Here is a 24,229-nt window from a genome sequence, read left to right as displayed (position 1 = left end):
CCCCAGGAGGAGCGTTCGCTCGCAATCATGCCGCCACCCATTCGATCTGAGAATTGGTTGAAGGACCAGCTCGCAGAGCTTGAGCGCACCCTTGCCGATATGGGTTCGGATTTCTCGGGATATGCTGTCATGGCGGGCGAACTCGGTCAGCGTCTTCGGGAAGGACGTTTCAGGTTGGCGGTGCTGGGCCAGTTCAAGCGGGGGAAGAGCACGCTCCTCAATGCGTTATTGCATGAGCCGCTCTTGCCCACGGGCATCCTCCCACTCACCGCCATTCCCACCACAATCCGCTACGGTCCTGAGCGACGCATCCGGATCCATCATCTGGATGGCCGCTTCGAAGACTACGACGGCTCGCTGGAGCAGCTGCAAGCAGTCCTGATGCGATATGTCACCGAACAGGGGAATCCCGCCAATCGATTAGGTGTCACCCGCGTGGAGGTGGACCATCCTGCCGCGTTCCTTGCTCAAAGTGTAGAGATTACGGATACCCCTGGCATTGGGTCCACTGTGCTGCACAACACACGCACCGCTCGGGCCATGCTCCCTGCCTGCGACGGCGTGCTGTTTGTGCTCTCACCCGATCCGCCCATCACCGAGGTTGAGGTTCAATTTTTGCGGGCCGTTCGTGAGTCTGCCACCCGCGTCATCTTTGTCCTCAGTAAGGCCGACCTGCTTGCGCCGTCGGAGCGTCAACAACTCGTGACATTTTTGAAGCAGGCCATTCGGGATGACGCTGGGTTTTCGGGCGAGGTGCGCATTTTTATCCTCTCCGCGCGGCAGGCCCTTGAGGCAACCCTTGAAGATACCCAACTTCCGCAGGCTGAGAGTGGAGTGAGTCAGCTCGAATCCTTTTTGGCAGAGTTTCTCCTGACCGACAAGCGCGCAGCGCTGCAGGACGCGATTCAGCGAAAGGGGGTACGCCTGATCCAGGAGGCTTGCTTTACTTTGGATCTCCACCGCAAGGTCCTTGAATTGCCGCGCGAGGACCTTGCGCGTCGGGCCGAACGGTTTGAAGCCCATTTGGCGAAGATAAACCGCGAGCAGGGATACCTGCATGATCGCTTGAGAGGTGACCGTCAACGTCTGCTGGAAGAGGTCGATCAGCAGGCGGCGATTCTTTCCGAGCAGGCACAGGAGGCATTAGGCGGTTTTGTGCAGGAGGCCTGTGATGAGGCGCGCCATGATAGCGGGAGAAGAGGATTCGAAGCACAGATTCGAAGCGCGCTGTCCGATGAGGTTCAGCGGATGTTCGCACTCGCGACGAAAGATCTCTTCGCAATGACCACTGCACGTTTCCAATCCCTGCAGGAACTTCATTGTTGCGACATGGAGAGCCTCATTCATCGAGTCAGGCAAACGGCGGCCGATGTGTTCGAAGTGCCCTGCCTCGAGGGGGTCGTTCTTGATCGACCGGAGCTGGTGCGAGAACCGCTCGTCGTCGGACATCGATGGGTCACTTCCTTTACTGAACAAGCGGCCTCTTATATGCGCCGATTCTTGCCTGCGCGACTCCGTGCAAGAGGGGTTGAACAACGATTGCAGGACGATGTCAGATATCTCGTGGCCAGAAACGTTGGAGAATTGCGCTGGGCGACGAATCAGAATCTTGCGGACGCATTTCGGCAATTCGAGACACGTCTCGAGACGCAGTTGACGAGCGTGCAGGCCTCCATCCAGGCGTCCATCCATTCCGCCTGGAAGCTTCAAGAGAAACGCGAATTACGGCAGGGGCCAGAGCTCCGTCGATTGCAACACCATCGACAGCATTTGGAGCAAGCTTGGGCCACGCTTTCTGGTCAGGCCCCTTCCAGTTTAGGCGGGGGTCTCTTGTAACTGTGACAATCATGATTCACCGCTGTTGTTGCCGAACATCATTTAACTGTAAGGAAGGCGGAATGTGGTGGATGGTACTGATACTGCTATGGGCCAGTCCGGGCTTTGCCGGCACCTGTCAAGATGTGGGCGGAGCAGTTCGATGTACGGACGATGTAGGACGTGATCCGACACTTCAGTCATTGGATAAAGCCCTCGGCAACCTTGGCCCTGTGACGACACCTTCTGCCTACCCCGAGGCATTGAAAACCTATCCCGGTGACATAAAGCCTCAAGACCAGGGGCGAGAAGAAAAGCGACCCAGTTCTCAGTCGGATGAGGACTCTCAGAAGACGACCTTAGCGGGGCCGAGTCCAAAAGGTAGGGTGCGTTGAGACGACGCAGAATGAGGACAGGTCAGGGACCATGGTGTTCGGCCCGCGGAGAATGTGCTTGAGGTGTCTTGTCCGGAGGATATGACACAGGATTGTTGTGGAGTGAGCAGTTTCTTCTGGCTCCTGGTGGAACATGTGTGCCGAGAACCGCGAGATCCACATCTGTTGGCCCATGGTGCCTGACTATGATCAATCGAGACACGGCTCGGCCCCAGGCCGAGGATCAAAACATCGAGACCCTTGTGCAAGGGCTCGACAATCTCCACAGCAACCTTCACGTTCAGGCGGACATCCTGAGCCTGGGCGAACGCGCCGTTCCCGCATTGGTGCACTTCCTACTCGGACCGCCCAGCCAATTCTCCGAGGGGCGGGTGCTGGCAGCCGAAGCGCTCGGCTATGTGAAAGGGGAGGCGGCGTTTCAAGGGCTGGTACACGCGCTCGATCCTTCCCGCCTCGATGGACTGAGTCCCATCTTACGGCTCTCCGAGGAGGACGTGCAGAACGCTGCTGCCTGTCAATTGGCACGGCTCGGAGAGCAACGAGCGATTCCGGCCCTCCTTGAGGCATTGCGTAGGCATCGTCTTGTTGGCGCTGCCGAAGCACTAGTTCAGTTGCGGGAGAAGAGCGCACTGCCGTGGCTTGTGGAGGGCTTGGAGGATGCCTTCAAGCGAGGCCGCTTCTCGCGGGCTATTCTTAACATGGAAGCCGCGGCGATCCCATTTCTCACAGCCACGCTCGAACAGCGCCGGATGTCTTATGAGGAAGAATTGCTTCCGAGTATGGAGCGACGCGCGGAGGCGCTTCGACTGCTCGGCCTCTTGCATGCCAAGACGGCGGTGAATCCGATCCGAACCGCCTTGTGCGATCACTACGAAAAGGTTCGGACGGAGGCGGCGCTGGCCCTGGTAGAGGTGGAAGGGGGTGATAGGGTGCTTGATGCCGTGCCCGCCTTACTCGCGGGTTTGACCCATCCAGACTTTCTCCAGCGAGATCGGTGCGCCGAGGCGATCTCGCGCATCGGTCCGGTTGCCATCCCGTTTGTTGAGCGGGCGTTGTGTCGAAGCGATGCGACGGTAAAATCAGAGTCCATTCTGTTCTCGGCCCATGCCCGCCAGGCTGCACTGGCTCTCTTGACGCAATTAGGAACGGGGCGCACATGTTAAACGATGCGCAAGAGCGAAACATTCAGATTGTGATGCGCCTAATCGAGGAGAAGATGCGTGCATTGGAGGCCAGATTAATCTGTCCCGAAGAGCACGGGGTGATGTTCGAGATCAGCAATGATATTTCGGTTGATATCGCGCCGGCGTTGCAACAGGAGATTCAGGAAGTCATGACGATCCTTCGCGAACTCAAACACTGCTTTTCCTTGCCGCGGGAGACCACCCCGACCAGCCAGGAACTCATCAGGGGGCTTTCGTCACTCTGGGTTTCCCTACAAGAGTGCGACAGCAAGGGGCTTCGCCGCTTCGGAGACGTTCATTCTTCTGTCTCACCCGCGCTCGATTCTCAGGTCGAAAGGCTCGCTGAATTGATGCTGAAGATGGGAGACATTATCCGTGAGCATCGTTGTCCCGACATGGTAGCAGCACAAAAGGAGCAGCCGAGTTCTCAATATTGAACGGGGTGATGAAAAGACCAGCGGAGAACTGCAGCCCTCCAACGATCGAGAGTGCAGGCAGTTTCTTTCTGCTTGCGCTGCCGCCTCACTTACCGCTGTCGACCGACACTGTTCATGGGATGGGTGCTACTGCTGGAGAGGCATAACCAGTGTTTGCATGTTCAAGACTGGTCTCATGCGATGGTGATGTGCGAGGCATCCGCCTTCCACTGTTCGGGTTGGGCAGCCTGTTCCTCTGGGCATTCATCGTGCTGCCGGACCTCGCCGCGGGTCCAATGACAGCAGATCCCAATGGGTTCTACGGGTTTCAGTGGGGAGCATTGCTGGCGGATGTTCAGGACTTAATCAAAGTGGAATCGGGCGAACATATTCAAAAGTATGAACTCAAACAGGGGCCTCCGAAAGTGGGTGATGCGGTTGTTGACTCCTTGCGATTCGTGACATTTGACGGACAGTTCGCACGCGTCACGATCCACTACCATGGAGCTCAGACCCACAATACGATCATGGTTCATTTGGAATCTCTATTGGGCCCTATCGACAGAACACCGGGGGCCATGATGCGCGGCCTTAGCCAGCAATTCACTTGGCGAGGTCCCCAGAGCGAGATCAATCTCACATATGATGGCATTCAGGAACGCGGATATATCTTTATCGAGAACCGCACGTTAGCTCCCAGATTCAATGATTCCATTCCGGAATAATGCATTCTAATTCTTTCATGCGGTACGGTCTTTACTCGGGTTGTACTAGGACAGGCTCGGATACCACTCCTAACGTCGACTCCACAAGTCTACAGGAGGCGAGGGGCCGGACGGCACTGGTAAAGTTTCAACCCATGACGTCATGATGCCAGAACCCCCAGCGGGTTTGCCATCATGACTTGAAGCCGCAAAATCCACTTGAACTTTACCGTAAGAGGAGGGTTTATCCTTACCGCAGAGGAGAGGGGAGCGTGGACAGGGCATTGACTATCCGAAAGCTGGCAACTGAAACAGGCGTGTCGTCAAAGACTCTACGCTATTGGGAGAGCTGTGGGCTTTTGCCAAAGCCTGCGCGTACACACACCGGCTATCGGGTCTATCCTGTCGAAGCAGTCCGATGGGTCCAATTTATCAGGAAGGCCAAGAGCATCGGGTTTGCCTTAGCGGAGATTCGAACGCTCTTTGCATCACCCAAGCAGGGGAGCAAAACCTGCGAGACTGTAGATGCATGGGCCAGAAAGAAATTGAAGACCTTGGACCAGCAGATCGAGCTATTGACTCAGCTCCGGACTCAACTGGAGCAGCATCGTCGGCGCTGGCGGGGTCGATTTCCCTGCCCGCCATTGGGTCCGCATGAAATCTGCTGCCTGATCGAAGAACTCCCTTCTCCTACTGCTGAGTCGAGAAGGAGGTGAGTGGTATGCGTCTCATCTTGACTGTTTTGCCTGCCTCGGTTGTGGTCGTGCTGCTGAGAACATGGCCTACCTTGGCGACTTTCGTAGAAGACTGTCCTTCCTGTCCGTTCTGTCCATAAGCATCGAAGGCCGGGAGCCCGATTGAGGCTCCCGGCCCTATCCATTGCTCACAGATTCAAACTTTACCAGTGCCGGCCGGACCGGGATCTTGACTCTCCCGATTGCTGTATGTACAGTGAATCATAGGTCATCATAAATTCTTGGTGATGGAGTTCACCAACAACCGTTCTGCCGGTCGAACCATGACGCAGGACTGATAACTCCTACCAGAGGCCATCTGGTAGGAGTTTTTTGTTGAGCCAGCCACTCCCACTCACAGCCCCTCCTACCAATATTGTTTCACTCTCAGTCACCGTTGAGACGCGTGACCGTCGACGTGTATCACCGCGCCAGGATTGTTGCCTCTGTTGCGGAACCCTATTGGCAACGGCAAGGCCGTCTTCACGTCTCACGAAGGGAGGACGTCATGGATTTCAGAACTGCCATTCTGGCGTTGGTCTTGTTTGTGAGCTTGCTCATCTTTGGAATCGGCCTGTTCAGAGTTAGTTTTGGCGACGAGCCGCATTCGCCCGCCGTCGACATGCGGCAAGCCACACAAATTGTGCTGGAGCAGTTCCCACATGCCCGAATTCTGGAGATGGAGCTGGATACAGACGATGGTAGGTTAGTGTACGAAGTTGAACTAATCACCGCCGAAGGACAGAAAAAGGAGATACACATCAACGCCACGACGGGGCGGATCGAAAAGATCGAATATGATTGACGCTTCGCATAAGTGCCAGCGCGGTCCTGACATTCCTGGCGGGAGCGGAGCGTGACCTAATGACCCCACTATTAGGAGTTGAACGGTGGGACACTTCGTGCTGCTTCGACATGGCCAGTCACAATGGAATCTCGAAAATCGCTTCACCGGATGGATTGATGTGCCGCTATCGACAAAAGGCGGCGAGGAAGCATTGGCTGCCGCGCAGCAGCTGAGCAGGTACCGATTGGATCGGGCCTTTACTTCCAAGCTCGTCAGAGCAACTGACACACTAAGGATTGTATTAGCTGCCATCGGCCAAGGACGGATACCTATCGAGGAGAATCAGGCGCTGAACGAACGGATGTATGGAGATCTACAAGGGCTGAATAAAGATGAGACGGTCAATCAGTACGGAGCGAAGCAGGTAGAAGTATGGCGGCGAAGCTACGATGTGCGACCGCCAGGAGGGGAAAGCCTGAAAGATACCGCCGCGCGGGTCCTGCCCTACTATCAGGAACGGATTCAGCCTGCGGTGGAAAAAGGCGACACGGTGCTCATTGTCGCGCATGGCAATAGTCTCCGGGCGTTGGTCATGCATCTTGAAGATTTGTCATCCCAACAAATTGTGGATCTCACCATTCCCACAGGGGCTCTCGTCGTCTACGCCCTGGCCGACCAAGGCAAACTTGTCCGTCAGGATAGGGATGCTGCTTCACGTGCCAGGAAACTATGAGGAGCGCTGGACTTCCGGTGGTACAGCCGGTCTGCCTGCGTCCGTTGGCATGAGAGCTTGATGAATGGCCCGGAAGCGAGATGGACTGCTCGTAAGGCTTCCCCAATAGCCGAGCGGTATGCCTGACGCCGTAGAGTCGTGCAGAATCACGGTTCACATGTAGGCCCAGGCATTTTCCTTGAGCTTTATGAAAGGCATGAGACATGTTTCCTTCTTCCAACATCGCCACACGTCCTCTGTTTCAGAAAATTCTTGTCGCCAATGATGGTTCGGAAGGAGCCCGCAAAGCGCTCGTGACGGCCATCGAGTTGGTTCAAATCTATGAAGCCGACCTGCACGTCGTGACGGTGGAAGAGTGTCTGCCGCAACACCAAGGCTCGGTGGTCGGCGGTGAATTGCGACCCAAGCCGAAGGTTGCTGACTATTTACGAAGAGTACTAATCCAAGCTGGCTTGACTGCCACGGCGTCACGAGAGCGACTGACGCCGCATCTGCTTGCAGGTCATGAAGTGGAAGCAATCGTGACATTCATCGCGGAACACCAGTTTGACCTCTTGATCGTCGGCTTCATGGGCCACTCAAAGATCTTTGGTCAGGAGTGGGGCAGTACTTCTCAAAACCTCACGCGACTTGCGCCATGCCCCGTGCTGGTCGTGAAATAAGGAGCGATCATGAGGAACCTCATCAAGAGCGTCCGCGCTCTGGAGATTCTGGATTCTCGAGGGTATCCGACCGTTCGAGTGTTCATCGGACTTGAAAACGGGCGAGTGCTCGCTGCGTCGGTCCCCTCCGGCGCGTCCACAGGTATGCATGAAGCCGTCGAATTGAGAGATGGAGACATGGCGCGATACAGAGGCAAAGGCGTGCTCAAAGCGGTCGCGCATGTCAATGAGCGGATCGCGCCCAGTCTGATTGGCATGGACCCGACCAGCCAAGCCGACATCGATGGCCTACTGAGAGCCCTGGACGGCACACCCACCAAAGCCAATCTTGGAGCGAATGCAGTGCTGGGTGTGTCGATGGCGGTTGCCAGGGCCGGCGCAGAAGTGACCGGACTTCCCCTCCACATGTATTTGGCCGGTCCGACCTCGGCCCGGCTTCCAGTTCCGATGATGAATATTATCAATGGCGGGCGGCATGCCGACAACACGCTCGACTTTCAGGAGTTCATGGTCATGCCGGTGGGAGCGCCGACCTTCGCCGAGGCGCTGCGGTACGGCACCGAGACCTTTCACGCTCTTAAACAGATGCTGAAGGCCAAGGGGTATTCGACCGCGGTGGGTGACGAGGGCGGCTTTGCTCCGACCTTCAAGAGTAATGAGGAGGCCTGCGAATTGATCGTGGACGCAATCCAAGCCGCGGGGTACAGGCCGGGACGGGATGTGGCCATTGCGCTGGATCCGGCCGCCACCTCATTTTTTGACGGATTCCGGTATGACCTGTCGAAGTCTGGGAGTGGGGTCAAAACCAGCGCCGAGATGACGGCCCTCTATCAACAATGGATCGAACGGTATCCGATCGTCTCGATCGAGGATGGTCTGGCCGAGACCGACTGGGACGGGTTCCGCGCCCAGACCGCAGCGCTTGGGAGCCGTCTCCAGATCGTCGGTGATGACATTTATGTGACGAACCCGCAGTTCCTCACACGGGGGATTCGGGAACGAACGACAAACGCGGCGCTCATTAAGCTGAATCAGATCGGCACCGTGACAGAAACAATCGAAGCCGTGGCCTTATGCCGACAAGAAGGCTGGAACTTCGTGGTGTCCCACCGATCGGGCGAGACCGAGGATCCGTTCCTGGCCGACTTCGCGGTGGCGATGGGAGGTGGACAGATCAAGACGGGATCGGCCTGCCGCTCTGAGCGAATCGCGAAGTACAACCGATTACTAGAAATCGAAGCGGAGCTGGGAACAGCGGCACGGTTTGAGAATCCGCTGGTACCCCGTTAGGGCCAGAGAGATCAGTTCCTGCTCTCTCGTTTGGACGCATGGGCAGAAAATCAGCGCCCCTTTTCCGGAACATCCACTCACAAGCCTGCAAGGAGCACAGCCACGCATGACTGCCCAGCCTGGAACATCCTCAACAACTGCCCTGAAGTTTGTCGTGCTATTGGGCGTGGTGAGTCTCTTTGCAGATATGACCTATGAGGCCGCCCGCAGCATCAGTGGTCCCTATTTGGCGTTGCTGGGGGCAAGCGGCACAATTGTGGGATTCGTCGCCGGATTCGGCGAATTGATTGGGTATGGGCTCAGATTGGTCTCAGGCTATGTGGCAGACAAGTCTGGTCAATACTGGGGCATTACGATTGTTGGGTATGGCATTAATCTCCTCGCAGTGCCTCTTTTAGCATTGGCTGGGCACTGGGAAGTAGCGGCCTGTCTGATGATCGCTGAACGAATGGGCAAGGCGATTCGAACGCCGGCCCGTGACGCGATGCTGTCGCATGCAACCGCGGAAATGGGACGAGGTTGGGGCTTCGGTCTACACGAAGCGTTAGATCAAATTGGAGCCATGCTTGGGCCGTTGATCGTCGCGGCCGTGTTGTATTTTCGGGGCAGCTATCAGGCGGGGTTTGCGGTGCTAGCGATCCCAGCGGTGCTTGCGCTGAGCGTGCTGATGGCCGCGCGATTCTTGTACCCCACGCCCCGTGACTTGGAGACGGGAGTTGCTCAAATTGAAACTGAGGGCTTCCCTCGTGTGTTTTGGTTCTATCTCGCGGCTGCCACCCTGGTGGCAGCCGGGTATGCGGATTTTCCACTCATCGCCTATCATTTCGGAAAAACGTCCACGGTGCCGGACGTGTGGATTCCCGTCTTTTACGCCATTGCAATGGGCGTGGATGCCTTGGCCGCACTCATCTTTGGTCGACTCTTCGACCGCGGAGGCATCTCCATCCTTATTGTCGCCGTGCTCCTCTCTGCACTCTTCGCGCCGTTGGTCTTCCAGGGAGAGTTTTATGCGGCCATGGGAGGCATGATTCTTTGGGGTGTGGGCATGGGCGCTCAGGAATCCATCATGAGAGCCGGCGTCGCCGAGATGGTCTCTCCCAACAGACGCGGATCTGCGTATGGTGTTTTCTCGATGGGATTCGGACTGTACTGGTTTTTGGGCAGCGCCGTAATGGGGTGGTTCTACGATGTCTCAATCCCCTTGTTGATAGCCTTCTCAGTCGGGACACAACTGTTGGCCGTTCCGTTGTTCTTTATGGTTAGAAACCATGAAAGACGCGCATGAGGAAGGCCCTCGGCCACCATCGTCTGTGGTTCATCCTGCTTTTGGTAGGACCAAGCCTCGTGCTGGGCTCGTACGCGGGGTACATCCACGAGCAGGGCAATTTTCACGTCGTTGTGCCGGATCGGATGTACCGGTCTCGACAATTGGACAAGACAGAACTGATCCACTACCTCAAGACCTACCAGATTAAAAGTATTCTGAATCTTCGGGGAGTGAATGCGGGATCAGATTGGTATCAAGACGAGAAACGCGTCGCGCATGATCTCGGCATCTCGCACCAGGATTATGGTATCTCAGCCAACCGGGAGGTCTCCGATGAGGATCTCAAGGCCATCATGGACATTGTCCTGGACGCTCCCAAGCCCATCCTCATTCACTGTAAGTCAGGCGCGGACCGCACGGGACTGATTGCCGCGCTCTACCAATACGCGCAAGGAGAAAGGAGGGCCGAAGAGGCTGCCAGCCAGTTGTCCATTTGGTACGGGCATCTTCCATTCTTCTGGAATTCAACAGCTGCGATGGACCGGACGTTCTGGCAGTACGTCAGCACCCATGCCTGCCGATAAGCAAGCACCGCAGGGGAGCAATCGACGCGTTTATCCAACACTAAACGAGGAATGATGGGAAGTATCGCGGCGTGGTTTGGAATGATCCACAGCAAGATGACAGTCTTGTTTATGATCGTTTTCGTCTCGGGATGTGCGACCGAATCACGTCGACCGGAGGCACTCCTGTATCCCGGAGCCATTGAACGACGGTGCGGGCCTGAGTCGGGCGTGGAACAAACCGGCCTGCGAATGTCGTTGGTTCAGAAGTCCTCTCAGGGGAAGACCGACTTTGGCGCTGCGGATTGGCCTGCCGGTCGGTTTTCTCTGCAGAGCCAAGACATCGCAGACACCATTGGCGCCAAGGATCTTCTCACACAGATGGCCGCCCCTGAAGCCGAAGCGTCCCCGACTATGCCAGATTCGGCTATTCGGTTCCTTCTCCTGCGTCAGCAACTGTCGGATCGCATCTTACTAGGGGCTGTTCACAAATGACAAAGTTCTATACATTCTCGCTTTTGGGAGTTTGCGAGAATGGACCGGAAGATGTTGCGCGACGACCAATGGAAGCGAATCGAGCCGTTGTGCTCAGGCAAGGCCAGTGAGCGCGGGGTGACCGGGCGCGACAATCGCCTCTTTGTCGAAGCGGTGTTGTGGATCGCCCGCACGGGCTCGCCGTGGCGCGACCTGCCCCAGCACTTCGGCGCGTGGCACACGGCGTACATGCGCTTTTCCCGCTGGAGCAAGAACGGGGTGTGGGCACGGATGGCCGACGCACTCAAGCGCGACGCCGATCTGGAGCAATTGTTCGTCGACTCGACCATCGTGCGAGCCCACCAACACGCGACCGGCGCCCAAAAAAAGCAGGCGATCAAGCCATCGGACGGAGCCGGGGTGGGCTGAGCACCAAAATTCATGCGGCGGTCGAAGCCTTGGGGAATCCCTTGCGCGTGCGTCTGACCGCTGGGCAAATGGCCGACATGACCGAAGCGGCGGCCCTCATCCAGGGGATTGAAGCGCAATGCGTCATCGCCGACAAGGGCTACGATGCCGATGCCTTCGTCGATCTCATTGAAACTCAGGGGGCACAGGCGGTGATTCCACCGCGCAGTCATCGTCTGACGCAGCGGGTCTATGATCGTCACCTTTATAAAGACCGCCACCTCGTCGAGCGCTTCTTCTGCCGACTCAAGCAGTTCAGGCGCATCGCCACACGCTACGAGAAGCTTGCGCAGAACTTCATGTCTATGCTCAGTCTGGCTTGTGCCTGTATTTGGCTGGCATGATCGCTACCATGCAATTGTTAACACACCCTAGCACTGCTCGACGTGAAAAGTGCTGCAGCCGAAGCGAACTGTGAGGAAAAACGAGCTGACCAGCTGGCAGATCAGATGCAAGAAAAACGAGAGGCCCGGGCTAGACGTCTCACAATCTTCGGTGTTCTTGGAGGCGGACTGGTCGGAATCCTCTCGGGCGGGTTGGCTGCAGTTGATCCTTCATCGATGGCCGGGGGCCTTGCAGCCATAGCGGCAGGTGTCGTGGCATCTGCTTTCGGCGCTGCAGCTCTGTTCGATGACCCGCGATACGACTTTCAGCATGGCCGAAATCTCTTACGGGAGGTGTGGGAAGGACCAGATGAGCCTTCACTCTTTCCCCAGTCGGTGTGGCGCTTTTTGAACCGGCCCTTGCGGGATGACCCAGCACAGCGCTCGTTGCGTGAGACGCTGATCGCCCGCTGGCACCAGGATGGCAGGCTTGGCAAAGCCGGGTCGGACACCGAGCGGCGGCGCATGGCACTGTTCTTCGGCCGGGGCGGTTCTTACGACATTGAGGATCTCCGAGCGCGTGCCGCGATGATGGATTTGCTCGAAGCCGAGGTGGATCTCATGAGCCACGATCTCGAACGACTCATGCAAAACACACTATCACTAGGAGCCCCATGATGAGGCTGCGCATTTCTGATCGTCGATCTTCACCATTATGGGCTCGAGGCAGAATACGACGCCTGTCGTCTTCAGGGGTGGATTGGTGTGGTCATAAGCTTCCTTATGAATTCCGCATGGTAATCGTGAGGCCTGATTTTCTCAGTTTGATATCGCCTTGACAGGCATCGCACTCCAAGGTATGGTCAAAGCACGGTGAAGGAGTTCACCGCGAAACGCCGCCAGGGACACACCCTCGTGGCTGATGACTCCTACGGCATAGCAAGCTGTGGGAGTTTTTTTGTGAGGGATGGAGAGATGGTCCAGTACCTGAGTACACGAGCTGAGCGGATTCGCACAGCGAGCACTGTGCGAATTTGATTTTATGCAATCGATCATTGTCGGAAACCAGCTCCCAGCGAGTGATCAAGCAAGGACTGATTTTTGCTTCCAATTTAAGCGGATGTTTGTAACCAATTTGAGTGCGTGAATAATGTTGATGGAATCGTGGTCCTGCATGTGTAGGTAACGAGCGCAACTCAGTGTGACAGGGTGATGGAGTTCACCCGAATTGCCGGTACGAGCCGGCTGATGACTCCTATCAGCGAATGCGCTGGTAGGAGTTTTTTTTTGCAGAAGCGGAGAGACAAGGTGGAGGAAGGGCTTCGAGGTGCCCCGAAGTCATGGCATCCCCGGTTCCTCCCGAGGATGTCCCTCCACCCCTTAATCATGACTTCTATGGCGTTGGTCCGTCGTGCAGATACGCAATGCGTTGCATCACGTTCCGTTCGTGATACCCCTCGAACCGATAGTCTGTCGCAAAAGGTGGAGTAACTGATGTCGGTTCTCGCTACGCCTCGCTTGCACGGATGGCGGTTTGTGCTGTTCACCCTCCTGCTTGGACTTGGGCATATGATCATCCTCTTTAATGCAGGGGCTTATACCGCGCTGTCGCCCCATACGGCTGGCGACCTCGAAGGGGTATCGCCCAGCTTTGCATCCTGGGCGACGACAGATTTTATGATTGCGCTGGCGTTGGCCTTTCCCATCGCGCGGTGGCTCTCGCATCGCTATGGGGATGTCCGTGTCTATATCGGAGCCTTCATTGCCTTTGCCCTGGCCTCCTTGGCCTGTGCCCTGAGCGAGAGCCTGTGGCTATTTTTACCCGGCCGAATGCTGCTCGGATTGTCTGGAGGCCTGACCCTGTCGATCGGGCAAACCCTCTTGCTGGATGAATACCCCGATCGGCTCAAATCTGTCGGGCTCGGCCTGTGGGGAGTGTTTGCCCTGCTGCCCTTTACGATTGGCCTGGCACTGGGTGGATGGATCGCAGACGAACTCGGGTGGCGGTACCTCTTCCATTTCAACACCCTGGCTGCACTCGCCATTGCGGGCATGGTCGGCTATTTGCTTCGCCATCGCGGATGCGACTCTCGACGCACGGCATTTGACGTTGTGGGATGGATGCTCTTGGCCGTGGTACTGGTTGGCATTCAAACCATCCTCAACCAGGGCAATGATTTTGATTGGTTCGACTCGCCCTTTCTTACGACTGTGTTGGGTGTCGTGCTCATCTCTATCCCTGCCTTTGTTATATGGGAGCTGGGAACGCCTGATCCCGCCGTGGATCTTCACCTATTCAAGCACCGTAATTTTGCACTTGGGGTGCTCATCCTGAGTGCCGGATTCTTCTGTCTCCAAGGGCTGCTCTCCATGTTCGTCGTACAGCTTCAGCTGTTGATGGATTACTCGTCCTCATTGGCCGGGATGGAATTTCTCCCCATGATGCTGCTGGGAATGCCCATGCTCATGGTGGCACACGTCTACTCCATTTCCCATCGATTCGATGCGCGTATTTTCGCGTCCCTGACCTGTGTGGGGTTCGCGGGAACGTTTTATTGGATCGGGCTCTTTGATGAACCCCATTCGTTCGACCAACTCTTCTGGCCCATGTTGTTGGAAGGCCTGTTCCTGGGATCGTTCTTTATCCCGCTGAATATGCTGACACTCCACGGCTTACCTCAACATCAAATCCTCCACGCAGCAGAAACCGCCACGCTGTTCAGAATTGCGGCCGGAGGGTTCGGCATCAGCGGGCAGGGGATTGTCCTCTTTCGTCGCACGCCCTTTCACCAGCTCCATTTGGCTGACCATTTCGGTGGACGGGTGTTCACCTCGTTCGACCCCTTGCAGGGGGTCTCGACGACTCTCCGAGAGGTAGGATTCAATTCCACCACGGTGGCCCCGAAACTTCTGTCTCTGATGAAGCAGCAAGCCGCCATTCTGTCCGTGAATGATGCGTTTCTTCTGTCGAGCTATGTGTTTCTAGTATTGGCTGTACTGGTGTGGATGGCCTCTCCCACGCGCTATGCCGGTGTGATAGGCCGGAACGATTGGCAGGAACGGCAAGCCGAAGAATTGATGGAGGAAGTATGAGGCCAGAGATTGCCCTGACACAGGTCTGTTTGCTCTCAGGGTGGCTGTTGCTGGGGAGTAGCTGCGCCTGGATTCCAGCGAGAGAGCAACCGGTCGAATATCTCGAGCCGCCTGAGATGACGGAAACACTCGCGGAGGTACGAGAACGCCTGGAACATTGGCCCGATGAACGGTGGTGGCAGGAGTTTGGCAGTCCAGAACTGAACGAAATCATGGAAGGTGCGCTCAAGGACAACCCGGGGCTCAAGGTGGCGAGCGCACGGTTGCACGAGGCACAAGCCCTCGTCCGTGTTGAAGGCGCACGACTGCTGCCGTTCTTGGACGCCGACGCGTCGCTCACGCACGAGCGGGTGTCCCAACGCGGCGTCTTTAATGCCCTCAGCCAAGGAAGAGTGTCCGGCGCTCATGTGCTCTTGGGAATCATCAATCCCCTCAGTTTCCGGTATGAGTTTGATTTTTGGGGAAAGAATCGAGCCTTACTGCATGCGGCCCTGGGTCAGGCGGCAGCCGAGGAGGCCGAGCGTGCCGAGGTACGACTGAGGTTGACGACGGCCGTTGCCAGAGCCTATTTCCGTGCGTTGGCTTTCCAGCAACAACTTGATCTGGCTAAGGAGCTAGTACGTGTCCGTCGTGATTTACGACAACTTGCCGAAATCCGGTTTCAATTTGGCTTAGAAAATGAACTGGCGGTGCAGCAAGCCATTACCGAGTTGGAGAGCGCCCACAAACGTGAGGCCGGTGTTCGCGACCAATTCGACGTCCAACGGTACTTGCTGGCCCGCCTCAGCGGAACTGGCTCAGATGCTATTCAGCGCCTGATCGTTCGACCGATGGCGATTCCGCGAGGGATGCCACTTCCTGCTCAACTGCCGATCGGCTTGCTGGCGCATCGACCCGATCTGGCAGCAAGCCTATATCGCGCTGAGGCTGCGGCCAAGCGTGTGCAGGTTGCAAAAGCTCAATTCTTGCCGAGCATCGACCTCACAGGCTTCGTCGGCTTTAATGCTGTGGTACTTACGAAAGGAGCCAGTCAACTCGGCAATCTGCTGTTCTCGGGACAGAGTTTTGCCTATGGGATCGCGCCGGGCCTCCGTCTGCCCTGGTTCGAAGGAGGCCGGCTGCGGGGAGAATTGGCCGCGACCAGAGCCGACTATGATGGCGCGGTCGAATTATACAACCAGACATTACTCGATGCGGTTCGCGAGGTCGCCGCCAGCCTGAGTGCTTGGCAGGCGACACGCGATATCGTTACCGCTCATCGGCGACTTCTCGTGGCAGCGGGCAAGGACTGGCGTCTGGCGAAAGTTCGTCTAGTGGGCGGATTAGATGATGACCGTGACGTGCTGCGGCACCGCCATCCCGTTCTTGAGCAAGAATACGCCTTGAGGGTCCTGGAAAGTGATCAATTGGTAGCGATGGTGGATCTCATCGAGGCGTTAGGAGGCGGCTACCACAACCCTGACATCAATCTGAAATCGGAACACCCATGACGACTGACGCACGCAGCAGTGATCATAACATCCTCCGCGTCACCCGCAATAAGCGGCTCCTGCTCTTGGCCCTCGCCGTCACCGCGGCCGGTCTTTCTTATGGAGCCTATTGGTGGGAAGTTGGTCGGCTGCGCGTGGAAACGCACAATGCCTTCGTCGCCGGTAACCTCGTGCCCGTCACGGCGCAAGTGTCCGGCGTCATCACCGATGTGCGGGCCGAGGAAACGCAGTATGTGAACGAAGGAGACCTGGTCATCACCTTAGATGCGAATGAAGCGGCGGCGGCGCTCGGGCAAGCTCGAGGTCACCTTGGCGAAACCGTTCGGCGGATTGCGGCGCTCTTTATTACGAAGCGGCAGCTCGCGGAACGATTGGAGGCCCGTACCGCTCGACTCGATGTCATCCGTCATGACATGACGCGCTATCAGTATGTGGCGCCGCACGGGGCCGTCGCGAAACAGATTGTTCAAAATGCCCAGGATCAACTGCGGGCGCTGGAGGCAGACGTCCGCGAAGCACAAGCCGAGGTGGACGCGCTTGACGCACAGGTGGGGAGGACCACGGTGATGGAGCACCCGGCCGTGGAATTGGCGAAGCACCAGTTTATTGAGGCGCATCTCCGGTATGCCCGGCAGCAGATTCGGGCCCCCGTAGCCGGGTATGTGGCCAAGCGAAAAGGCCAGGTCGGCGATCGCGTCGCTCCCGGTGTCACCCTGATGACGATCGTCCCGCTGGAGCACCTCTGGGTCGAGGCGAATTTGCGCGAAACGGAACTCGAGCGAGTTCGACCCGGACAGCCAGCTCTCGTGCATGTCGATCTCTATGGGCGACGCTACACGTATCACGGCACCGTTGAAGGAGTAGTGCCCGGTGCCGGCAGCGTCTTCGCCACGCTGCCGCCGGACAATGCGACGGGCAATTTCATTCATATCGTGCAACGCATCCCAGTTCGGATTTCATTGCTCAGAGAAGAACTCCTGGAACAGCCGATCCGCCCAGGATTATCAACCGTCACCCAGATCGACGTCCGAGAATCTGGGCAGTCGATATGGTCGTCGCTGACCAACACGTCCACCGAGGAGTATCACACCGATCTCTACGCCGAAGAGTTACAGAAGGCAGAGATTCTGGCACAGGAAACGATGCAGAAAAATGTGCCCATACCATGAGATGTGTATGAACCACGCATACTACAATCATGTCCCGAATCACGACGAGGAGGATCAGAAATGAAATCCGCTATTCTCTATGCGGCAGTATGGATCACGATCGGCAGCGTGTCGACCATCGCGCAGAGTCATGCAGCTGACACAGAGCAGGCCGGTCAAGGAGGCCGATCAGAACCGAGGTCTGACCGACATCAAGAAGGAGTACGACACGATTCACGAGCAAAGGAAAGCCGTGAGTTCAGCCCACAGTCTCATGTCCCGCCCAGAAGCCCGGATCTTGGGGTGCCCACGTCCCCTCTTTCACCGTCTACTTCAGGACCCGGGTCAGGATTGCTGGGATTGGAAGCAGGGCCCGGGCTGGCCCAACGCAGAGCCATTCAGGAGACAGGGTCTAATCTCTCTCCACGAGATGCCGGGAGGCGATAGGACGATTCACTTGGAATACATTCCCAGCAGGGCGCAAGGGGAACCGAGAACAAATGACTTCATCGTCAACAGAGGAGGTGCTAGGTGTTCCGGGCTAGGTCGAATTGGACAAGAAGGTGGATGGCGGCTAAGCAGCTGGAGCGACGTGGTACCGTCAGGCCGATGTCATGCGCGCGTGCGATCGCTCTGCTCGTGGCCCTTCTGGCGGGCTGTGCTTCGGAATCCAGTGATTGGGCGACAGGGCCTCGGTCCGTAGAAGCCACGCGTGCGATGGAATTAGCGTATCACTATCGTGAGCAGGCTCTGACGTTGAGTAGATTGGCAGATGCATTCGAGTGGGAACCGCGAGGGGAGGCGCTACACAATGTTGCTTCTGCTGAGGACTCCAGCAGACGTGCGCACATTCAGTATCTTAGGATACAGGCTGCTTCCGCCTTTGAGCGAGCTCGTGTGTACAGAGAGCAGATTCCTCATAATCAAGTTTACTAAATGACGTGGAAAGTCTTTGGCGAATCCTGAAAGAGTATGTTAGTCCCGCATCGCACCACACTCACCTACGGGATGGAACTACTGGCAGACATCAGCTATGCCGTGTCAAGTTTGCTCGCGCCATGATTCAAGTCCTGCTAGGCGTGGTGTTGCCTGTGAGCAGCAGCAAGAAGGTTGGAAGCACAATTACCACCAGCGGCACTTGAACCAGAAGACCAGAGATAATGGCAATCGCCAGCGGCCTCTGCATGGCCGACCCCTCGCCAATGGCCAAGGCTAATGGCAGCAGGGCGAGGATGGCGGCCAATGTCGTCATGGTAATGGGACGAAGTCTGTTTAATCCGGCTTGGATCAGCCGCCCTTTTCGGTCCACACAATCACGCAGGTCTTGATACTCGGAATGGTAGAATATTCCCACCTCTGTGACGATCCCGAGCACCATGGTGAGTCCCATCAGCGAGGTGACATTGAGTTCCGTGCCGGTCCACCACAATCCGATAAATACCGCAGGAATGGTGAGGAGCGTTGTGAGCAGCATGACGGCTGCGACTCGTAGGCTCTCATACAAAAAGAGAAGGACGACAAACACGAGCACGGCCGCCGAAAGGAACACCGCCAGTAATCCCCGAAACGCCGTCTGTTGCTCCTGATACAGGCCGCCAAGATGGTAATACACGCCTTTCGGCAGGAAGCCAGGCCGGTCCAACCGTTCGGTCATCTCCCGAATCGTACTGCCAAGATCTCGTCCACTGATGCGAGCTGTGACCGGGATCATGGTCTTCAGATCTTCTCGTGTCGTCTGTGGCTGGCCGGTCATCGCCTCAATCGTCGCAACTCGCTTTAGGGGAAACAGATGTCCGTCTGGTGCCCGCAGTCGTAACATTCCAAGGTCACGCGCGGTCGCTCGGTTCCCTTCGGGGACCCAGACACGGACCCCGGTCATTTTGACGCCCTGCTGCACGTATGTCGTGACGGTGCCAGTCACGTAATCATTTAGCATGAGCGTCACGGCGTCCGGCGAGAGTCCCTCCAAGGACGCTTTCGCTCGGTCCACTCGAATCTCCAACGCGTCACCGGCGACCACCAGGCCGTTCTTGACTTCCACAATCCCGCGGACGTTGGCAATCGTGTCTGCTACCTGACCAGCCATTTCCCTGAGGAGACGAACGTCATCCGAAAACAATTTTATTTCGATCGGCTCTGGAACGGCGGTGAGGTCCCCAATCAGGTCTTCCATCAACTGAGCCATTTCAATTTGGAGACCCGGAATCTGGTGCTCGATCCGCTGTCGGACCTCGTCCATGACGTCGTGGATGGGCCGGCGAGGCGGCGGCGTGAGACGCACGAACAGATCGCCGTTGTTGGCCTCCGTCAACCCGCCGCTCAACCGCAGACCGGTACGGCGGGAGTATGTCTGCACTTCGGGCGTCTCGCGGAGGATCACCTCGAGTTGACGCACGAGGCGATCGGTCTCGCTGATCGACGTCCCGGAGGGCGCCAAATAGTCCAGCACAAAGCCGCCTTCATCCATGACGGGCATAAACCCGGAACCGATCTGGCGATAGCCGGCCCAGCCGAGGGCCAATAACGGGACGAGTACCACTGCCAGGAGCCAGGGATCGCTCAACATGCGCGTCATGAGCGAGGTGTACCCCGCGTGGAGTCGAGCGGTCCAGGTCCCACCCGTGTGGGGCTCAGCATCTTTCTCTCGGAAGAAGTGTAACGCCAGTAACGGGACGGCGAGCCAAGCGATGAGAAAGGAAATGACCAGGCTGGCGGCCATCGTGAGCGATAAGGCTTTGAAAAAGGCGCCGGTGACGCCCGATAAGAAGGCCAGTGGAGCAAAGATAATGATCGTCGTGGCGGACGAGCCGACGAGCGGCCGCGTGAATTCTTGCGCGGCCGTGAGGACACGGTCTCGCCACGGTCCGATCCCACCCTGCAGCCGACGGATCACATGTTCGATCATGACGATGGCATCGTCGATGATCAATCCGACGGCGGCGGCCATACCGCCCAGCGTCATGATGTTAAAGCTCATATTCAGCACAAACAGCAGTAGAATCGTGACCGCTAACACGGTCGGTACCGTGAGGGCGGCAATGAGTGTCGCTTTCGCGTTTCTGAGGAACAGCAGAATGACCAGCGACGCCAAGATGATTCCCATCATGACCGCATCCCGCACACTGGAGACTGAGGCGAGAATTAATTGACTCTGATCGTACCAATTGACGACCCGCACGCCAGCGGGGAGCTGCTTCTGAAGGTCGGTTAACGCGTGCACCACGTCACGGGCGATCGTGACCGTGTTCCCACCGGGCTGTTGGTAGACCTGAAATAACACGGCATCTCGGCCGTCCGCCGTGACCCGCGTCCATTGCGGCACGGTGCCAAGCGAGATGGTGGCAATATCCTCGAGGAGGATCATTCCATCGGGCCCAGAACGGATGATGGTCTGCTCGAGTTGCGCCAGATCTTGGAATTGCGTGTTGAGGGTGACCAGATAGAGCTTGAAATGATCTTCCAGTCGTCCAACCGCCGTCACCACATTGGTCGCGGACAGCGTCCTGGCGAGATCATTGAGCGTCAATCCAAACGAATCCAACTTAACCGGATCGACCATCACCTGGTATTCCGCGGCGGCGCCTCCGAGCACCCCGATGCGAGCCACCCCGGCAATAGTGGAGAGCACCGGTCGCACCTGATACAAGGCCAGGTCATGCAGTTCGGTCAGGGAATGCCGATCAGAGATTAGGCTATAGCCCAGAATTGGAAACACGGTCGGATCCATCCTCCGAACCTCAATCACCGTGTTCGGTGGAAGCGATCCACGGACCTGATTAATGCCTGATTCAATCTGCAACATCGCCGACACCATGTCCTCGCCCCAGCCGAACGTGATGGAGAGCTCGGCACTGCCACGGCTGGTGGTCGAACGCACATGGCGGACACCCGGCACGGCCCGGACGGCCTCTTCGACAAGGCGCGTCACCTCAATGGCCATGCGGTCCACAGGCCGATTGCCGGCCTCAATTCCAACTTGAATCCGGGGGAAGCTCACATGCGGAAAGAGGCTGACCGGCAGATTGAAGCTTGAGGCCAGGCCCGCGAGCCCGAACGCCAACACGAGAAACAGGATAGATCGACGGTGAGTCTGGACCCAGCGCGCCACATTCATCGGGGCACGTCCACGTCAACCGCCATGCCATCTCGCAATTGATTCTGTCCGACGATGACGATCTGCTGTCCCTCATGCAAATCATTGCCGCGGACTTCCAGCTGCTCTCGATTCTCCAGCCCGGCTTGGACAACATGACGTCTGGCGCGCCGCTCATGCACGCTATACAAGACCAAGTGTCCCTCCTGCTGGAGTACGGCACTTCGCGGGACCACGAGGCCTTCCTGGGAGGCAATAATGATCTCGCCGCGCACATACTCATTTAAGAGCAGACGGTCCTGTGGTCCGGGCGCCGCTAGGACCTCGACCAATCGAGTGACAAGGTTGACCTGCTGCGTTACCACGCGAATGTCGCCGTCCATCGGCACACCGCCTGTCTCATGGACGGGAAATAACCGGACGCGCTGACCCTTTGTGAGCAATCGACGGTCTTCTTCCTCCACGCCAAACCGGACCAGGATATGTTGATCGTCGATCATTTCCACTAATGAGCCCCCAGGAGGGACAATTTGTCCTTGGCGGACATGAACCAGACTAATGACGCCCGCCGTTGCAGCCCTGAGGACCTGAGACCGTCCCGCCCCACGCCGTTCAAGACTTTCTGTCCGCAGTGTGGCGGCATGTAGATGTTGCGCAGCCTGCAAGAGATCCTGCTTAGTGGCCAGATTCATTGTGAGGCGTTGCTGCACCAGCTTGAATTGGTCCTTCGCCGTCTGTTGTTCTTCCCGTGCTCCATCCAGGAGCAGCTTGGTCTCGTGGCTTGGCTCGATTTCAATCAGAGGCGTGCCGAGTTCCACTACTCGGCCGGCCGTCACCAAGACTCTCTGGACTCGGCATTCATAGGGCACGCTGAGGGTCTGCGACTCATCTGGTGCAGGCAATGTCGACCCGTACACCGTCAATGTTTCTTCGATAACCAGGCGGCGGAGATCCATGATGGTCACCTTGGCGACAGGTTCGTGCGGCTCGGCCGTCGGTCCATCATGTGCTGCCGTGTCGCCAGTTTTGTGAGAGGTGACAAAGAACGAGGGCCAATAACTGAGGCCGACGCCGATCACTCCTGCGACGACCAGGATCACAGGAACCTGTTTCCACTGGAGGGATGTCATGGGATCTGATGCTCCTCCCTGGGGCGTCGAGCGGGAGTGGGTTGTATGGCCTGGATCCGGTAATACCCCGTCTCCAATTCCAAGGTGATGAGCGTATCAATGAGCTGCTGTTGGTAGGTCAAGTTTTGGATTTGGTTGGCGGTCAGATTGATGAGCGCATTGTAATAGAGCACAACGGTGGCTTGTCCCTGACGCAGCGCCTCTCGCAAGGTTACGACTAGCTTTTGCAAGATGGGTTTGCCGGCCTGGGTTGTCGCGACCTGGTCATTCAGCCATTGGATCGTCACGAGCAACTTGGCGATATCGTTGCGTGTTTGAAAGACGCGATTGGTGTATTCGTCGAACAGCTTTTGCCTCGTCGCCCGTTCGATCGCGATGTTTCCTTGATTGCGGTTGAAGATCGGGAGATCGGTTGAAATTTGAGGTCCCGGCCGGTAAAAATTTCCCAGATCTCGCACATCGTAGAAGCCAATCGTGATATTGGAGAACTGGCTGAGAATCGCCGCGCGCACGGTCGCTTCCTGGCTGGCATAGCCTTGGCGAAGGGCCACCAAATCCAGCCGACGATCTTCTAACCCATCCAGCAACCACTCAAGCGTAGGAGGGACGAGCCGAGCCGGAAGAACAACGGTGCGTTCGAGCGGGATGGCACTGTCTGGGGGCAGGCCTAAGAGTCGATTCAAGACCAGCTGTTGCTGACGCACCTGCTTCTCGATTTCAAGCATATTCGTGCGCGCATTGTTATGGGCCGTTTCGGCCGCGGACAGCTCCAAGCCCGTGAGGATGCCGCGTTGCAGGGCCTGACGCATTTGCGTGACGTTGTCCGTCAGGAAATCCGAGAGCTCAGTGGCCAGCTGTGCCTGATAACGAAGGGTCAATAACCGATAGGCCGCCAATTTGGCCGCCTGGGCCACTTGCCATTCCTGCCAGGCGATATCCAGATCCACCGCCTCGGCCCGCGCTTCGGCGGCGTCGACCCGCGCGCCACGGTTGATGAGCGTTTGTAAATCCCACAACACGGTCCCTCCAAATTCCGTGACCGTCCCCACGGGAACCGCGCCGGTCGGGATCGACATAAAGTAGGTGAGGCGCGGATTCGGTAAGATGCCGGCTTGGAGGACTTGCCCTGCCGCAATGGCTCGTTGATCGCGCACGGCCCGCAATCCAGGATTTGCTAGGACAGCGAGCACCGCGGCTTCGTCGGGTGATAGACCATCTCGGTCATCAAAGTCGAGGGGCTTGAGAATGGGATGGTGAAACTCTTGTGCGGCGATACGGATCCGAGTCATGTTGGGCGTCTCTTCGGCCGCATCGGAAGACAGCGGCAGGGCGTGATAGCCGGTGCAGGCCGATAAGACCGTCCAGAGCGCAACTCCGAGAATGACAGGGACGAATGATATCGGCATGGTCGTTCAACCCTACCGCACCCAGTTAACCCCAGAGTGATCCGAACATTACCG

The 24,229-nt window shown here is 57.2% G+C and carries 20 protein-coding genes and 3 riboswitches; of the genes, 17 read left to right on the top strand and 3 right to left on the bottom strand.

The window, feature by feature from the left end; translation table 11 throughout:
* The first annotated feature begins 27 nt into the window (after positions 1–27).
* From KJA79_RS16290 to KJA79_RS16210, 17 genes are all read left to right on the top strand, one after another.
* The gene (locus tag KJA79_RS16290; protein WP_213043123.1) at positions 28–1,836 is read left to right on the top strand and encodes a dynamin family protein; all 1,809 of its coding nucleotides are present in this window, start codon (positions 28–30) and stop codon (positions 1,834–1,836) included.
* A 559-nt stretch (positions 1,837–2,395) separates the two neighbouring features.
* Positions 2,396–3,373: a HEAT repeat domain-containing protein gene (locus KJA79_RS16285; protein ID WP_213043122.1), complete on the top strand. Its 978-nt coding sequence runs from the start codon at positions 2,396–2,398 to the stop codon at positions 3,371–3,373.
* Between the two features lie 98 nt (positions 3,374–3,471).
* Positions 3,472–3,831 (top strand): hypothetical protein, encoded by a 360-nt coding sequence (locus KJA79_RS16280; protein ID WP_213043121.1) that lies wholly within the window; start codon positions 3,472–3,474, stop codon positions 3,829–3,831.
* Between the two features lie 188 nt (positions 3,832–4,019).
* Positions 4,020–4,535: a hypothetical protein gene (locus tag KJA79_RS16275; RefSeq protein WP_213043120.1), complete on the top strand. Its 516-nt coding sequence runs from the start codon at positions 4,020–4,022 to the stop codon at positions 4,533–4,535.
* A 251-nt stretch (positions 4,536–4,786) separates the two neighbouring features.
* Positions 4,787–5,230 (top strand): MerR family DNA-binding protein, encoded by a 444-nt coding sequence (locus KJA79_RS23375; RefSeq protein ID WP_213043119.1) that lies wholly within the window; start codon positions 4,787–4,789, stop codon positions 5,228–5,230.
* Positions 5,231–5,483: 253 nt separating this feature from the next.
* A riboswitch (Fluoride riboswitch) is annotated at positions 5,484–5,563 on the top strand.
* A gap of 193 nt (positions 5,564–5,756) precedes the next feature.
* Positions 5,757–6,053 carry a PepSY domain-containing protein gene (locus tag KJA79_RS16265; protein WP_213043118.1) on the top strand — a complete coding sequence of 99 codons (297 nt, stop codon included), beginning with the start codon at positions 5,757–5,759 and terminating at the stop codon, positions 6,051–6,053.
* An 85-nt stretch (positions 6,054–6,138) separates the two neighbouring features.
* Positions 6,139–6,768 carry a 2,3-bisphosphoglycerate-dependent phosphoglycerate mutase gene (locus tag KJA79_RS16260; protein WP_213043117.1) on the top strand — a complete coding sequence of 210 codons (630 nt, stop codon included), beginning with the start codon at positions 6,139–6,141 and terminating at the stop codon, positions 6,766–6,768.
* Between the two features lie 203 nt (positions 6,769–6,971).
* A complete protein-coding gene (locus KJA79_RS16255; RefSeq protein WP_213043116.1) occupies positions 6,972–7,430 on the top strand; it encodes a universal stress protein in 459 nt (152 codons plus the stop codon).
* A 9-nt stretch (positions 7,431–7,439) separates the two neighbouring features.
* Positions 7,440–8,720: a phosphopyruvate hydratase gene (gene eno, locus KJA79_RS16250; RefSeq protein WP_213043115.1), complete on the top strand. Its 1,281-nt coding sequence runs from the start codon at positions 7,440–7,442 to the stop codon at positions 8,718–8,720.
* Positions 8,721–8,826: 106 nt separating this feature from the next.
* Complete coding sequence (locus tag KJA79_RS16245) at positions 8,827–10,005, top strand: MFS transporter (RefSeq protein WP_213043114.1); 1,179 nt, start codon at positions 8,827–8,829, stop codon at positions 10,003–10,005.
* A complete protein-coding gene (locus tag KJA79_RS16240) occupies positions 10,002–10,571 on the top strand; it encodes a dual specificity protein phosphatase family protein (RefSeq protein ID WP_213043113.1) in 570 nt (189 codons plus the stop codon). The genes KJA79_RS16245 and KJA79_RS16240 overlap by 4 nt, the downstream gene beginning before the upstream one ends.
* Before the next feature lie 96 nt (positions 10,572–10,667).
* A complete protein-coding gene (locus KJA79_RS16235) occupies positions 10,668–11,045 on the top strand; it encodes a hypothetical protein (protein WP_213043112.1) in 378 nt (125 codons plus the stop codon).
* 39 nt (positions 11,046–11,084) lie between these two features.
* A protein-coding gene (locus KJA79_RS16230; protein WP_425518122.1) for an IS5 family transposase occupies positions 11,085–11,836 on the top strand; the annotation gives its coding sequence in 2 pieces (ribosomal slippage) (positions 11,085–11,418 and positions 11,418–11,836; 753 coding nt in all).
* 252 nt (positions 11,837–12,088) lie between these two features.
* On the top strand, positions 12,089–12,493 hold the full coding sequence (locus KJA79_RS16225) for a hypothetical protein (protein ID WP_213043111.1): 405 nt from the start codon (positions 12,089–12,091) through the stop codon (positions 12,491–12,493).
* Between the two features lie 185 nt (positions 12,494–12,678).
* Positions 12,679–12,754, top strand: a riboswitch (Fluoride riboswitch).
* 260 nt (positions 12,755–13,014) lie between these two features.
* A riboswitch (Fluoride riboswitch) is annotated at positions 13,015–13,080 on the top strand.
* A 229-nt stretch (positions 13,081–13,309) separates the two neighbouring features.
* Positions 13,310–14,908 carry a DHA2 family efflux MFS transporter permease subunit gene (locus tag KJA79_RS16220; RefSeq protein WP_213043110.1) on the top strand — a complete coding sequence of 533 codons (1,599 nt, stop codon included), beginning with the start codon at positions 13,310–13,312 and terminating at the stop codon, positions 14,906–14,908.
* Entirely contained in the window at positions 14,905–16,398 is a 1,494-nt protein-coding gene (locus tag KJA79_RS16215; protein WP_213043109.1) for an efflux transporter outer membrane subunit, read from the top strand. The genes KJA79_RS16220 and KJA79_RS16215 overlap by 4 nt, the downstream gene beginning before the upstream one ends.
* On the top strand, positions 16,395–17,567 hold the full coding sequence (locus KJA79_RS16210; RefSeq protein WP_213043108.1) for an HlyD family secretion protein: 1,173 nt from the start codon (positions 16,395–16,397) through the stop codon (positions 17,565–17,567). Before KJA79_RS16215 ends, KJA79_RS16210 begins: the two co-directional genes overlap by 4 nt.
* Before the next feature lie 1,042 nt (positions 17,568–18,609).
* Here the strand turns inward: KJA79_RS16210 and KJA79_RS16205 are convergent.
* The 3 genes from KJA79_RS16205 to KJA79_RS16195 are packed head-to-tail and all read right to left on the bottom strand — an operon-like array spanning position 18,610 to position 24,175.
* Positions 18,610–21,660, bottom strand: coding sequence for an efflux RND transporter permease subunit (locus KJA79_RS16205; protein WP_213043107.1), 3,051 nt, complete (start codon positions 21,658–21,660; stop codon positions 18,610–18,612).
* Positions 21,657–22,769 carry an efflux RND transporter periplasmic adaptor subunit gene (locus KJA79_RS16200; RefSeq protein WP_213043106.1) on the bottom strand — a complete coding sequence of 371 codons (1,113 nt, stop codon included), beginning with the start codon at positions 22,767–22,769 and terminating at the stop codon, positions 21,657–21,659. Before KJA79_RS16200 ends, KJA79_RS16205 begins: the two co-directional genes overlap by 4 nt.
* Entirely contained in the window at positions 22,766–24,175 is a 1,410-nt protein-coding gene (locus KJA79_RS16195; protein WP_213043105.1) for a TolC family protein, read from the bottom strand. Before KJA79_RS16195 ends, KJA79_RS16200 begins: the two co-directional genes overlap by 4 nt.
* Between the last annotated feature and the right edge of the window lie 54 nt (positions 24,176–24,229).

Origin of the sequence: Nitrospira defluvii, from assembly GCF_905220995.1 — a bacterium.
In the GTDB taxonomy this organism is placed as follows: domain Bacteria; phylum Nitrospirota; class Nitrospiria; order Nitrospirales; family Nitrospiraceae; genus Nitrospira_A; species Nitrospira_A defluvii_C.
The sequence above is the reverse complement of the archived record's forward strand: the minus strand, read 5'-3'. Positions and strand labels throughout refer to the sequence as shown.

Coding starts and splice junctions, on each gene's coding strand:
- KJA79_RS16215 (WP_213043109.1), top strand. CDS start 14,905: ATGAGGCCAGAGATTGCCCTGACACAGGTCTGTTTGCTCTCAGGGTGG.
- KJA79_RS16255 (WP_213043116.1), top strand. CDS start 6,972: ATGTTTCCTTCTTCCAACATCGCCACACGTCCTCTGTTTCAGAAAATT.
- KJA79_RS16265 (WP_213043118.1), top strand. CDS start 5,757: ATGGATTTCAGAACTGCCATTCTGGCGTTGGTCTTGTTTGTGAGCTTG.
- KJA79_RS16205 (WP_213043107.1), bottom strand. CDS start 21,660: ATGAATGTGGCGCGCTGGGTCCAGACTCACCGTCGATCTATCCTGTTT.
- KJA79_RS16195 (WP_213043105.1), bottom strand. CDS start 24,175: ATGCCGATATCATTCGTCCCTGTCATTCTCGGAGTTGCGCTCTGGACG.
- KJA79_RS16240 (WP_213043113.1), top strand. CDS start 10,002: ATGAGGAAGGCCCTCGGCCACCATCGTCTGTGGTTCATCCTGCTTTTG.
- KJA79_RS16220 (WP_213043110.1), top strand. CDS start 13,310: ATGTCGGTTCTCGCTACGCCTCGCTTGCACGGATGGCGGTTTGTGCTG.
- KJA79_RS16285 (WP_213043122.1), top strand. CDS start 2,396: ATGATCAATCGAGACACGGCTCGGCCCCAGGCCGAGGATCAAAACATC.
- KJA79_RS16235 (WP_213043112.1), top strand. CDS start 10,668: ATGACAGTCTTGTTTATGATCGTTTTCGTCTCGGGATGTGCGACCGAA.
- KJA79_RS16245 (WP_213043114.1), top strand. CDS start 8,827: ATGACTGCCCAGCCTGGAACATCCTCAACAACTGCCCTGAAGTTTGTC.
- KJA79_RS16200 (WP_213043106.1), bottom strand. CDS start 22,769: ATGACATCCCTCCAGTGGAAACAGGTTCCTGTGATCCTGGTCGTCGCA.
- KJA79_RS16210 (WP_213043108.1), top strand. CDS start 16,395: ATGACGACTGACGCACGCAGCAGTGATCATAACATCCTCCGCGTCACC.
- KJA79_RS16290 (WP_213043123.1), top strand. CDS start 28: ATGCCGCCACCCATTCGATCTGAGAATTGGTTGAAGGACCAGCTCGCA.
- eno (WP_213043115.1), top strand. CDS start 7,440: ATGAGGAACCTCATCAAGAGCGTCCGCGCTCTGGAGATTCTGGATTCT.